The following is a 13,026-nucleotide window of genomic DNA, read 5'->3' as shown; positions in this document are numbered from 1 at the left end:
ACACCAATTTCAGCGGCTTCTTCCGGCCAGTTTCGCCATCAGCATGCGGATGAGCCCCGCAGCGCCCGACGGCATTGCATAGATGACGAGAATGAGAATGGCGCCATAGACGGCGCCTGCGAGCCCTTTGGAGATCTCCTCGGCAAAGTTGGGAACGAACACCAGGAACAGGCCACCAAGGACGGCGCCCGGAATGGATCCGACGCCGCCGATGACGAGCCCGACGAAAAGAGCAATGGCGAGAACGAAGGTGAAGCTGTCGGGTGCCACGAACTGGACGACGACCGCACTCAGTGACCCGGCAATGCCGGCGTAAAGCCCACTGACGCCGAACACGAGCGTCTTGTAGAGGGCGATGTCGACGCCCATGGCGCGCGCGGCAATCGGGTTGTCCCGGATCGCGATGATCGCCCTACCCGAGCGGCTGTCGATCAGGTTGCGGGCGATGACGGCCAGAACCAGTCCAATGCCCAGTGTCAGAAAGTAGAACCACTGGTCCGAATTCACCGGCAGGCCGAAAGGCGGATCGGGTTTGAGGACATAGATCCCCTGTACACCGCCGGTCCAGGGCGACAGCGGCGTGGATTTCAGGATCTGCGGCGTGGCAGCGGCCAGCGCGAAGGTCGCCAGCGCCAGATAGATCGCCTCAAGCCGCAGAGCCGGCAGGCCGAACAGGAACCCGAAGGCAAAGCAGATCAGCGCCGCCACCGGGATCGTCAGGTAGAAGTCGACCCCGTAGATTTCCATCAAAATCGCGGTGGTGTAGGCGCCGATGGCATAAAAGGCCGAATGGCCGAGCGAGAACTGGCCGTTGAACCCGGTCAGCAGGTTAAGCCCGAGAATGGCGATGGCATAGATCAGAACCATCGTCAGCTGAAAGATGACGAAGTTCTTGACGACGAACGGCAAGGCCACAGCCAGCACCAGCCCGGCAATCAGGGCGATGCGGCTCCATGACAGGGGAACGTCACGTGGTTTCGCGGGAACCTGGCGCAAGGACTTGAACCGGGAAGAAAGTGTGGAAGGCATCTGATTCATATCCACTAAACCCTGCTGACGAGGCGGCTGCCGAACAGGCCGCTCGGCCGGACCATCAGAACGGCCACGATCAAGGCCAGCGCGATGGTCAGTTTCAGTTCCTGGCCGATATAGGGGATGAAGGAGCCGGCGAGGTTTTCAACCACACCGACGATGAAACCGCCGACCACAGCACCCGCCGGACTGGTGAGCCCGCCCACCACGGCGCCGGCAAAGCCGTAAAGCAGGATCGACAGCATCATGTTCGGTTCCAGGAAGACCACGGGTGCGATCAGCATGCCGGCGACCGCGCCGATGGCCGCGGCCATCCCCCAGCCGAGTGCCACCATCCAGCCGACCCGGATGCCGACCAGACGGGCCGATTCCGGATTGACGGCGGCGGCCCGCATTGCCAATCCGACACGGGTGAACCGGAAGAACAGGAACAGCAGGATCAGCAGGACGAAGGTCACGCCGAACATGCCCGTGTCATGGGCACTGACGGGCGCGCCGTCGAACAGGGGCTGCGAGCCGAATGGCGTCGGGAAGGACTTGATGGTGAAGTCCCAGATGAAGCCGGCCGCGCTGTTGAAGATGCTGAACAGCGCGATGAAGACCACGATATGACTGAGGACCGGGGCATTGTGCAGCGGCCGGAACACGATCCGTTCGATGGCGACCCCGGCGATGAAGGATAGCGCGAGGGTGAGAACAAAGGCCGCCCAGTAGGGCATGCCCCATTCGATCAGCTGCCAGGCAACGAAGGTAGAGAACATCGCCATCTCGCCCTGGGCCAGATTGAGATGGTGGATAGCCTGGTAGATCATCACGATCGCCAGGGCGATACAGGCATAGATACCGCCTGTTGCCAGCCCGGCGAGAACCTGATGGATAAAGAGTTCCATTCGTTCCCCCCTTAATAACCCAGATACGCGCGGCGTATGCTTTCGTCCCGGCCGATCTCGTCCGCCGGGCCGGACATGACCACCCGCCCGGTCTCGATCAGATAGGCGTGGTCGGCGATTTCAAGCGCGAGCGCGGCGTTCTGTTCCACTACCAGCATGGCAATGCCCTCCTCCCTCTTGAGGCGCCCAAGCGTCTCGAAGAGTTCCTCGATGATGCGCGGAGCCAGTCCGAACGAGGGCTCGTCAAGGAGCATCAGTCTGGGCCGCAGCATCAGCGCCCTTGAGATGGCAAGCATCTGCTGCTCGCCGCCGCTCAGGGTCTGCGCCTGTTGATTACGGCGCTCTGCAAGCCGGGGGAAGAGCTGGTACATCCGCTCGATATCGGCGGAAATCTCCTTGCGGTCACGCCGGGTCATGGCGCCCAGCTTGAGATTTTCCTCAACCGTCACGCCTATGAAGGTGCCCCGGCCTTCGGGAACGTGGGCGACGCCGAGCGAAACGATATCCTCCGTCGCCTTGCCGGCGATATGGGTCCCGTAGAGTTTGATGTCGCCTTTCGTCGGGATCATGCCGCAAAGCGCCCGCAGGGTGGTCGTCTTGCCGGCGCCATTCGCGCCGAGCAATGTGGTCACGCAACCCGGAGCGATGTCAAAGTCGATATCGAAGAGTGCCTGAATGCGTCCGTAATAGGCATTCAGCCCACGGACCCGGAGCACAGCCTCGCCGGAAAGTGACACGGTTTGGGATGCAGCCATGGCGGTCAATGTTTCGCCCCCCCGAGATAGGCCCGGATCACCTCCGGATCGTTCTGCACCTCCTCCGGCGTGCCTTCCGCGATCTTGCGGCCGAAATCGAGGGCAACGACCTTATCTGAGACCGACATGACAAGGCTCATGTGATGCTCCACCAGCAGCACCGTGACGCCGCGTTCATTGCAGATGCTGCGGATCATGTCGCCAAGCTCGCCGACCTCGCCGTTGGTCAGGCCGCCGGCCGGTTCGTCGAGCAGAAGCAGCTTCGGCTTTCCCGCCAGGGCGCGAGCCAATTCGACCCGCTTCTGGGTACCGGTCGGAAGATCGGAAACACGTGTGTGAATGCAGTCGTTCAGATCAAAGGTTTCGATCAGCTCGAGCGCCGTTTCGTCGATGGCGGCCTGCCGTTTCGCCTCTCCGATCCGAAGAGCATCGGTGACGAAATTGCTCGACGACCCCGAATGGGCGCCCAGGCGAACGTTGTCGAGCACGCTCATGGTCTTGAAGAGGGCGATGTTCTGGAAGGTCCGGGTGATGCCCAGTTGCGCGATCCTGTGCGCCGCCCGGCCCAGGAGTTCCCGGCCATCGAAGCGGATGGTTCCGTTGTTCGGGAAGTAAAGCCCGCTGACGCAATTGAACAGCGTTGTCTTGCCGGCGCCGTTCGGGCCGATCAGCCCAAGAATACAGCCCGGCGGGAGATCGAAGGTAATTCCGTCGAGCGCGACGATACCGCCGAAGCGGATGGTCACGTCGTCCAGTGCCAGCAACGGCTCTGCCGCCGAATGCACGTCTCCCCTACCCGGCCGTTCATCGGCCTGGCGACTTGCAACAGATCTCACGCGCTCCTCCCAAGAGCCTGACGTTTCCTGCGAACCGGCGTTCTGGAACCGCCAACCCGCAATTTCCGCCTAGAGCATCATTAGACTTCCAATCGATTTCGAATGGAGGTCTGTTGATCTAGTGGTGCCGGTTGTTACCGGTCTGCCATTCGCTCGTACCGCCATTCAGGACGGTTCTTATTTGTCGGACGGCGTCGAGCAGCCGCGGTCCGATATCCTGTTCGAGCCGATCCCTGGACAAGGAGAAGGCCGCGGCGCCGCAATTGAAGGCATAGATGCCGGAACCGTCCGGCATGACCAACGGCACCCCGATGCCGTTGATGTCCTGCCGCCAGTCGCCCATGGAAAGCGAAAAACCCCGCCGTGCGACCTCCTCGCAGGCGCCGTCGATATTCCTGCGCAAACCCGGCCAACGGTCGCCATAGTATCGGGCCAGGTCTTCAAACAGTTCTTCGCGCTTTTCCGCCGGCAGAACCGCGATATAGGCCCGCCCCATGGCCGAGGCGGCAAGAGGAATGCGCGAACCGATGTCCAGGCGAACCATCAGGGCCGTGGCGTTGAAGCAATGTTCGACGTAGATCATCCGTCGCTTGTCGGGAGCGCCGAGAGCAACGGATGCTCCCGCCTGATCGGCAATCGCCTGCATGTAAGGACGGGCAATCTGTCGGATTCCGAGCTGAGCCAGGGCGCTATATCCCAGGGCGAGTGCCGCCGGTGCGATCTTGTATTTGGAAAACCGCGGCACGTGCGCCAGATAGCCCAGCTGCGTCAGCGTATAGGTCAAACGGGATACCGTCGGCTTCGGAATACCGGTTCTTTCCGCGATCTCCAGATTGCCGAGCATGTCATCGTCAGGCCGAAACGAGCGGAGCACATCGAGCCCGCGCGCCAGCGCTACAACGAACTTGCGGTCACCCGACAAGCGGGCGTCACCAGTCGCATTTTCGTAGCTGTTCCCGGCACGTTTTCCTGACATTTGTCCTAATCCCCAGTACACCTGCGGGAGCGATTGACAAGGACTGCACCATAATCTAGCGTCCACGTCAAATTATAAAATGTTGTTTCGCAGAGCGGAACTGAGGCAAAAATCAGATATCGCCCGCGAAGCAGACCCGGTCAGGAAGGACGCTAAAATATGAGCGATTTGGTCACGATCACGCGCAACGGCAGCATCGCCATCGTTTCCATCGAGAACCCCCCGGTCAACGCGCTCGCCTATGAAGTCAGGGCCGGAATCTTCAACGCCATGGAGCAACTGGCTGCAGACGCTTCCGTTGCCGGCGTGGTTCTGACCGGCTCCGGGCGTACCTTCAGCGCCGGCGCCGATATCCGCGAATTCGGCAAGCCTTCCCAGGAACCCTGGCTGCCCGTCGTCATCCAGAAGGTGGAGGACATGCCGAAGCCGGTGGTGGCGGCGCTCCACGGTACGGTTCTGGGCGGTGGCTTTGAACTTTCGCTCGGCTGTCATGCCCGGATCGCGGCGCCCGGCACCAAGGTCGGCCTGCCGGAGGTCAAGCTCGGCCTGATGCCCGGTGCCGGCGGCACCCAGCGCCTGCCGCGCATCATCGGCCCGGAAGCGGCCCTGAAAGTCATCGTTCCCGGTGAACCGGTCGGCACGGAAGCAGCTCTCAAGATGGGCATGATCGATGCTGTGTCCGATGACCCGGTTGCGGCGGCCGTGGAACACGCCAGCCGGATGGCGTCCGAGGGCAAGCCGCTGGTAAAGGTTCGCGAGAACGATGCACCGCTGGTAGCGGCCAAGGCCGACCGGTCATCTTTTGAGGAAACGGCCGCGGCCCTGCTGAAGAAGGCCAAAGGCCTGAAGGCGCCCGCCGCCTGTATCGACGCCGTGCGCTGGTCCATGGACCTGCCGGTCGACGAAGCTCTGGTCAAAGAGCGCGAGACTTTCATGAAGCTGATCGACGATGATCAGTCCAAGGCTCAGCGCCATATCTTCTTTGCCGAGCGCGAAGCGGCGAAGGTCGCCGACATGCCGAAAGACGTCAAACCGCGCGAGGTCAACAAGGTGGGCGTTATCGGCGCCGGCACCATGGGCGGCGGCATTTCCATGAACTTCGCCAATGTGGGCATTCCGGTCACCATCATCGAGACCTCGCAGGAGGCGCTCGACCGGGGCTTTGCCACGATCGAGAAGAACTATCGCATTTCCGTTTCGCGCGGCCGCATGACCGAGGACGACCTGAAAGCGCGCATGAGCCTTTTGACCGGTTCGACCGACATGAACGACCTCGCCGATGCGGACATGATCATCGAAGCGGTCTTCGAGGAAATGGACATCAAGAAGCAGATCTTCGGCGACCTGGACCGGATCGCCAAGCCGACTGCCGTTCTTGCCACCAACACCTCCTATCTCAATGTCGACGACATCGCGCAGATGACGAAACGCCCAGGATCGGTTCTCGGCACGCATTTCTTCAGCCCGGCCAATGTCATGAAGCTGCTGGAAATCGTTCGTGGTGCCGAAACCGAGCCGGAAGTGCTGGCAACCGCCATCGAAATCGGCAGGCGGATCAGGAAGGTCCCGGTCGTGGTCGGGGTCTGCTTCGGCTTCGTCGGCAACCGCATGCTCCGGGCCCGTTCGCTGGAAACCGAGCGCCTGCTGCTGGAAGGCGCGACACCGCAACAGGTGGATGCCGCCATCACCGGCTTCGGTTTCCCGATGGGCCCCTTTGCCATGGGCGACCTCGCAGGCCTCGACATCGGCTGGCGCATCCGCAAGCAGATGGGCGGATCGGCAGACGGCGGCAGCGCGGACATTGCCGATGCGCTGTGTGAAATGGGCCGTTTCGGCCAGAAGACCGGCCGCGGCTTTTATATCTATGAGCAGGGCTCCCGCGCCGGCACGCCGGATCCGGAAGTCGCGGACCTGATCGAGGAAACGGCCGCAAAGAAGGGCATCACCCGCCGCCAGATCGGCGAGGAGGAGATTGTCGAACGGCTGATCTATCCGATGATCAGCGAAGGCGCGAAGATTCTGGACGAGGGCATCGCCCAGCGTCCCGGTGACATCGATGCCGTCTGGGTCTTCGGCTACGGCTTCCCGCTGTGGCGCGGCGGACCGATGTTCTACGCCGATCAGGTGGGCCTTGCACACATCCGCGATCGGCTGAACCACTATGCCGAGACGACCGGCAACAAGGCCCTGAAACCCGCCCCGCTTCTCGACCGCCTGGCCGACGAGGGCCTGGGATTTGCATCCCTTGCCCGGAAAGAGGCAAAGGCGGCATGAGCAGCCGGCCGTTCGCCTGGGAGAAGTCCTATCCACCCGGCATGGATTGGGACTTCAAACCGGAGCCTTCGGTGCTCTCCCGGATAGCGGACACAGCGGTTGCGCGCTATCCGGAATATCGGGCGCTGGAATACCGCGGCCACGTCCTCAGCTATGCGGAATTCGGACACAAGCTGAATTCCGCGGCTGCCGCCCTCCTGCGGGAGGGCATCGGCGCGGGGTCGACCCTTGCGCTCTACATGCCGAACACGCCCTATTTTCCGGCTCTCTTTTTCGGTGGCTGCAAAGCCGGAGCGCGCATGGTCATGCTCAGTCCGCTCGATGCGGAACGGGAACTCGCCCACAAGCTCAAGGACAGCGGCGCCCGGGTGATGGTCACGACCGATCTCGGTTCCCTGCTGCCCATGGCGCTGAAGCTTCTGGACGCCGGCCATCTGGACAAACTCATCGTTGCCGAGGACAGAGCCTGGGGGCCTTCACCCGCACCGCTTGCGGAAATTCCCGACCGTCCGGATGTGATCACCTGGGCGAATTTCGCCAAGGGTGCGCCGATCCCGGAAAAGTGGCCAGAGGTTTCCCCGGAAGATATCGCGTTGCTGCAGTACACGGGCGGCACGACCGGTCTGCCGAAGGGCGCGATCCTGACCCATGGCAACCTGACCACGTCGGCCGCGATCTACAACAACTGGTTCGAGCGGCAGCGGCCGTCCAAGCCGGGCACCGACAAGATCATCTGTGTCCTGCCGTTGTTTCATATTTACGCCCTGACGACGATCCTGATCCGGCAAATCGGCAACGGCAACGAGATCCTGCTGCGTCCGCGCTTCGATCCGGAAAGCGTTCTGCAGGATATCGAGATCAAGAGGGCGACGATTTTTCCCGGCGTCCCGACCATGTGGATCGCGCTTGCGAACCTGCCGGACCTGGACACCAGGGATTTCTCGTCCCTCACCCATTGCAGCTCCGGTGGCGCGCCCCTTCCCGTCGAAGTAGGAAAGCGCTTCGAGGCACTGACCGGCCTGCCGCTTCTGGGCGGCTGGGGCATGACCGAGACCGCGCCGGCCGGCACCAACCTGCCCTCCTCCAACCCGGCGAAGCCCGGCTCCATCGGCATTCCCATGCCCGGCATCGAAATGGGGATCGTTGCCCTGGAAGACCCGACGCGGGAACTTGCCCCCGGCGAAACCGGAGAACTGCGGATCAAGGGCCCGAATGTCACGTGCGGCTACTGGAACAGGCCTGAGGAAACAGAACACGCCTTTGCTGACGGTTATTTCCTGACCGGTGACATCGGCAGCATGGATGAGGACGGCTACTTCTATATCGTCGACCGCAAGAAGGACATGATCCTGTCGGGTGGGTTCAACGTCTATCCTCAGGTGGTGGAACAGGCGATCTACGAACATCCATCCGTTGCCGAGGTGCTCGTCGTCGGCATCCCGGACGCCTATCGCGGCGAATCCGCCAAGGCTTTCGTCGCTCTGCGAAAGGGTGCCGCGCCATTCACGCTCGAAGAGCTTCAGGCCTTTCTCGCCGACAAGGTCGGACGACACGAAATGCCTCGGGACCTGGAATTCCGGACCGCCCTGCCACGCACTGCCGTCGGCAAGTTTTCCAAGCTGCAATTGAAACAGGAAGAGATCAAGAAGCGCGCCGCCGGTTCTTGAGGCTCAAGAGATAAGAACGCGCTTTACGGCGCAGACAAACACTTACAGGGAGAAGCTAAACACATGCGGGAAGCCGTCATCGTCTCCACGGCCCGCACCCCGATCGGCAAGGCCTATCGCGGTGCGCTCAATCTCACTTGCGGACCGACCCTTGCCGGCCATGCCATCGCCGCGGCGGTCGACCGGGCCGGTGTGGAAGGCAGGGAAGTCGAAGACGTCGTCTTCGGCTGCGCCCTGCCGGAAGGCACCACCGGCGGCAACGTTGCCCGCCGCGCGCTCCTGCGCGCGGGCCTGCCGGTAACCACCGGCGGCGCAACGATCGATCGCCAGTGCTCCTCCGGCCTTCAGTCGATCGCCGTCATTGCCCGCTCGATCATCCATGACGGCATGTCGATCGGCGTGGGCGGAGGCGTCGAATCCGTCTCGCTCGTTCAAAACGACCATCACAACAACTTTTACGCCGTCGACGACGCGTTGAAGGAGATCAAAGGCGATGTCTATCTGCCGATGATCGACACGGCCGAGGTGGTTGCCAAACGCTATGGCATCTCCCGCGAAGATCAGGATGCCTACGGCCTGGAAAGCCAGAAGCGGACCGCGGCCGCACGGGAAGCCGGACGCTTCGATGCCGAAATCGTGCCGATCTCCACCCGCATGGCCGTGACCGACAAGCAGACCGGGGAGGTTTCAATCAAGGATGTGGAACTGGCGGCCGACGAAGGCCCGCGTCCGGACACGAATGCGGAAGGCCTTGCCGGGCTGAAACCGGTGCGCGGCGACGGCATGACCATCACCGCCGGCAATGCCAGCCAGCTTTCCGATGGCGCGTCGGCCTGCGTGGTGATGGAGCGGAAACTCGCCGAACAGCGCGGACTGGAACCGCTCGGCATCTTCCGCGGCTTCACGGTCGCCGGCTGCGAACCGGACGAGATGGGCATCGGGCCGGTCTTCGCCGTTCCCCGCCTGCTGGAACGCCACGGTCTTTCCGTCGATGACATCGACCTTTGGGAACTGAACGAGGCCTTTGCGGTCCAGGTCATATACTGCCGGGACAAGCTTGGCATCGATCCCGCAAAGCTCAACGTCAACGGTGGCGCGATTTCGGTCGGCCACCCATACGGCATGTCAGGCTCCCGCCTTACCGGCCACGCCCTCATCGAGGGCAAGCGCCGCGGCGCCCGTTATGCGGTTGTGACCATGTGCGTCGGCGGCGGCATGGGCGCTGCCGGCCTGTTTGAAATCAATTCGTGAGGCCTTAGCCATGGACCTGGCATTTACAAAGGAAGAACAGGCATTCCGCGAGGAAGTCCGCACGTTCTTCCACGAGAACATCCCGTCCGACATCCATGCCAAGATGATCGACCAGCATTCCCTGGAAAAGCAGGACCTTGTGGCCTGGCAGCGGATCCTGAACGCCAAGGGCTGGGCCGTGCCCCACTGGCCAGTCGAATACGGCGGTACGGGCTGGGATCCGATCAAGCTTTATATCTTCTGGGAAGAGATGCAGCAGACGCCAGCACCTCAGCCGCTGCAGTTCGGCGTGCATATGGTCGGGCCGGTGATCGCAACCTTCGGCAACGAGGCGCAGAAGCAGCGTTTTCTGCCACGGATCGCCAATCTGGACGACTGGTGGTGCCAGGGCTTTTCGGAACCGGGCGCCGGGTCCGATCTTGCCAGCCTTCGCACCAAGGCCGTGCGTAATGGCGACCACTATGTCGTCAACGGCCAGAAGACCTGGACCACGCTCGCCCAGCATGCGGACTGGATCTTCTGCCTGGTGCGCACCAATCCGGACGTGAAGAAGCAGGTCGGGATCTCCTTCCTGCTGATCGACATGAACACGCCGGGCATCGAAGTCCGGCCGATCCAGACCATCGACGGCGGCAAGGAGGTCAACGAGGTCTTCTTCACCGATGTTCGTGTGCCGGTGGAAAACCTGGTCGGCGAGGAAAACAAAGGCTGGGACTACGCCAAGTTCCTGCTCGGCAACGAACGCTCCGGCATTGCCCGGATCGGCATTTCCAAGCAGCGCATCCGGCGGATCAAGGAACTGGCGGCGCAGGAATTTTACGGCTCCGCGCCGATGATCGAAAACCAGCGCTTCCGCGAAAGGCTCGCCGCCGTCGAGGTGGAACTGAAGGCACTGGAGATGACCCAGCTTAGGGTCGTGGCCGCCGAGGCCAAGCGCGGCGACAAGGGCAAGCCGGATCCGGCCTCCTCGATCCTGAAGATCAAGGGCTCCGAACTGCAGCAGGCGACCACCGAGCTGCTCATGGAAGTGGTCGGCCCTTACGCCCTGCCCTACCAGCCGGGTCTCATGGAAGGCTCGAACGAACCGCCCATCGGCATGGACTGGGCCGCGACCGCCGCCCCGACCTATTTCAACTGGCGCAAGGTCTCGATCTACGGTGGATCCAACGAGATCCAGAAGAACATTATCGCCAAGGCAATCTTGGGTCTGTGAGGGGGCTGTGAAATGGATTTTGATCTGAACGACGAGCAGCGGCTCATCAAGGACAGCGTCGAGCGCCTGCTCGCAGATCGTTACGGTTTCGAGCAACGCAAGGCCCATGGCGCTTCGGATAAAGGCTGGAGCGCCGACATGTGGGCCCAATACGCGGAACTCGGCCTGCTCGCCATGCCGTTTTCCGCGGACGACGGCGGCATGGATCAGGGCCCGGTCGGCACGATGATCGTCATGGAGGCCTTCGGCCGTGCCCTTGCACTGGAGCCCTATCTGGCAACGGTCGTCCTAGGCGGCGGCTTCCTGCGCAATGGGGCCAATTCTGCGCAAAAGGCGGAATTGATCCCGCAGATCGCTGACGGCAGCCTGACGCTCGCCTTTGCCCAGACGGAACGTCATTCCCGCTACGATCTCGCGGACGTGACGACGACGGCGCGCAAGGACGGCGCATCCTTTGTTCTGGACGGAGCCAAGAGCGTGGTCGTTCATGGCGACAGCGCCGACAAGCTGATCGTGACGGCACGGGTTGCCGGCGACAGGCGCGACCGGTCCGGGATCGGCGTCTTTCTTGTCGACGGGAATGCGCCGGGCGTATCCCGGCGCGGTTATCCGACCCAGGACGGCCAGCGGGCGGCGGAGGTCCTGCTGGAAGGCGTCCGCGTCAACGCCGACTGGGTGATCGGCGATCCTGAAAACGGCCTGCCGCTGATCGAGCAGGTCTCTGATGAAGCCATCGCCGCGCTGTGCGCGGAAGCGGTCGGCACCATGTCGGTCATGCACGAGACCACCGTCGACTACCTGAAGACCCGCAAGCAGTTCGGTGTGCCCATCGGCGATTTCCAGGTGCTGCAGCACCGGGCGGCCGACATGTTCCTGATGCTGGAACAGGCACGCAGCATGGCGTTGCTGGCGACCATGATGACGACCGAGCAGGACGAGGCCGAACGCCGCCGCTCCATTGCCGGCGCGAAGGTACAGATCGGCCGCTCCGGCCGGTTCGTCGGCCAGCAGGCGGTCCAGCTTCACGGCGGTGTCGGAATGACCATGGAACTGGCCGTCGGCCACTATTTCAAGCGGGTGACCATGATCGACACGGCCTTCGGCGATGCGGATTATCACCTGAGCCGACTTGCCGATGCGGGTGGGCTGATTGCCGCCTGATTTCAGTACGGAAACTTAGCAGAGAGGCCCGCAAGAGATTGTGGGCCTTTTTCCATCGGATTTAGAAGAACAGCTCCTGAACCAGGATCTTCGCCGCGATCAGGGTCAGCAGGCCGAGCATGATCTTGTCGAAGGTTTCCTTTGAAAGATGCCGGGCCAGATAGTTGCCAAGCGGCATGAACAGGCTGATGGCTACGGTCACACCAAGGCCGAGGAAGAACCGGTACCAGTCCAGAAGTCCGACCACGATCAGTTGTTCGATTTGCCCGATGGACATGACGATAAAGAACACCGAAATCGTTGCGATGAAGGTGCTGCGCGGCAATTTCAACGCGTTGAGGAAGGTGATCGAGGCGGGCGCGGAAATGCCCGTCGCGCCTTGCAGCGCTCCGCCCAGGAAGCCGATCGGCCCGGACAATCTTAAGCCCGCGGCGTAGCTCAGCATCCAGTCGGCCTTGAAAATCCTGAAGCCGACATATCCAAGCACCACTGTTGCCATGGCAATCGACAAGGTGTCGGATGGCAGGCCTGCCAGCAGAAAGGTACCGGCGATCGCCCCCAATGCTCCGCCGCCGGCAAACAGCACCATGAACGGCCAGGGAAGCTGGGCTTTCCGGTACTCCCAGGCCTGTTTGACATTGGTCAGGACATTGGACGTCACGAAAACGGCAACGGCAAACTGAACGTTTGTCAGTGCCGCCAGGACCGGCACACCAATGACGGGCGCCCCAGCCCCTGTCGCGCCTTTCAAGACACCGCCGAGGAAGCAGGCGAGCAAGGCCGGAAGAACCAATGCAAGATCGATGTGTGTCAAGAAACGCTCCGGAAGCACCTGAAGACGCAGCCGGACAGGATTCGGTTTGGCTGCAAACGGGAATGACGGATAAGACTTTTCGGGCACGAAAACCAGCCTCTGGCAGCGATTCTCACGTTTTCAGACTTCCGGGCGAAACGTGAGACAGGATCGATTT

General features: G+C 62.1%; 11 protein-coding genes. 5 read left to right on the top strand and 6 right to left on the bottom strand.

Going from position 1 to position 13,026, the window contains the following annotated elements; translation table 11 throughout:
- Positions 1-9: 9 nt before the first annotated feature.
- The 5 genes from ACN0SO_RS02195 to ACN0SO_RS02175 form a co-directional block, all read right to left on the bottom strand.
- Positions 10-1,038 carry a branched-chain amino acid ABC transporter permease gene (locus tag ACN0SO_RS02195; protein ID WP_417674066.1) on the bottom strand — a complete coding sequence of 343 codons (1,029 nt, stop codon included), beginning with the start codon at positions 1,036-1,038 and terminating at the stop codon, positions 10-12.
- A 5-nt stretch (positions 1,039-1,043) separates the two neighbouring features.
- Positions 1,044-1,922 carry a branched-chain amino acid ABC transporter permease gene (locus ACN0SO_RS02190; RefSeq protein WP_417674064.1) on the bottom strand — a complete coding sequence of 293 codons (879 nt, stop codon included), beginning with the start codon at positions 1,920-1,922 and terminating at the stop codon, positions 1,044-1,046.
- Between the two features lie 11 nt (positions 1,923-1,933).
- The gene (locus tag ACN0SO_RS02185; protein WP_417674062.1) at positions 1,934-2,677 is read right to left on the bottom strand and encodes an ABC transporter ATP-binding protein; all 744 of its coding nucleotides are present in this window, start codon (positions 2,675-2,677) and stop codon (positions 1,934-1,936) included.
- A gap of 5 nt (positions 2,678-2,682) precedes the next feature.
- Positions 2,683-3,462 carry an ABC transporter ATP-binding protein gene (locus ACN0SO_RS02180; protein ID WP_417675021.1) on the bottom strand — a complete coding sequence of 260 codons (780 nt, stop codon included), beginning with the start codon at positions 3,460-3,462 and terminating at the stop codon, positions 2,683-2,685.
- 169 nt (positions 3,463-3,631) lie between these two features.
- A complete protein-coding gene (locus ACN0SO_RS02175; RefSeq protein WP_417674060.1) occupies positions 3,632-4,489 on the bottom strand; it encodes an IclR family transcriptional regulator in 858 nt (285 codons plus the stop codon).
- 159 nt (positions 4,490-4,648) lie between these two features.
- Between ACN0SO_RS02175 and ACN0SO_RS02170 the strand changes: the two genes are divergently transcribed.
- From ACN0SO_RS02170 to ACN0SO_RS02150, 5 genes are all read left to right on the top strand, one after another.
- Positions 4,649-6,763 (top strand): 3-hydroxyacyl-CoA dehydrogenase NAD-binding domain-containing protein, encoded by a 2,115-nt coding sequence (locus ACN0SO_RS02170; RefSeq protein ID WP_417674058.1) that lies wholly within the window; start codon positions 4,649-4,651, stop codon positions 6,761-6,763.
- Positions 6,760-8,430: a dicarboxylate--CoA ligase PimA gene (pimA, locus tag ACN0SO_RS02165; protein WP_417674056.1), complete on the top strand. Its 1,671-nt coding sequence runs from the start codon at positions 6,760-6,762 to the stop codon at positions 8,428-8,430. The genes ACN0SO_RS02170 and pimA overlap by 4 nt, the downstream gene beginning before the upstream one ends.
- 63 nt (positions 8,431-8,493) lie before the next feature.
- Positions 8,494-9,681, top strand: coding sequence for an acetyl-CoA C-acyltransferase (locus tag ACN0SO_RS02160; protein WP_417674054.1), 1,188 nt, complete (start codon positions 8,494-8,496; stop codon positions 9,679-9,681).
- A gap of 10 nt (positions 9,682-9,691) precedes the next feature.
- Positions 9,692-10,894, top strand: coding sequence for a pimeloyl-CoA dehydrogenase large subunit (pimC, locus tag ACN0SO_RS02155; protein ID WP_417674052.1), 1,203 nt, complete (start codon positions 9,692-9,694; stop codon positions 10,892-10,894).
- 12 nt (positions 10,895-10,906) lie between these two features.
- On the top strand, positions 10,907-12,055 hold the full coding sequence (locus tag ACN0SO_RS02150; RefSeq protein ID WP_417674050.1) for an acyl-CoA dehydrogenase family protein: 1,149 nt from the start codon (positions 10,907-10,909) through the stop codon (positions 12,053-12,055).
- Positions 12,056-12,116: 61 nt separating this feature from the next.
- Here ACN0SO_RS02150 and ACN0SO_RS02145 read toward each other — a convergent pair whose 3' ends face one another.
- On the bottom strand, positions 12,117-12,869 hold the full coding sequence (locus ACN0SO_RS02145; RefSeq protein WP_417674048.1) for a sulfite exporter TauE/SafE family protein: 753 nt from the start codon (positions 12,867-12,869) through the stop codon (positions 12,117-12,119).
- Positions 12,870-13,026: the final 157 nt, after the last annotated feature.

It is taken from the genome of Roseibium sp., assembly GCF_048260565.1.
Lineage (GTDB): Bacteria > Pseudomonadota > Alphaproteobacteria > Rhizobiales > Stappiaceae > Roseibium.
Note: the sequence above shows the minus strand (reverse complement) of the source record. Positions and strands in the feature narration are given on the sequence as shown.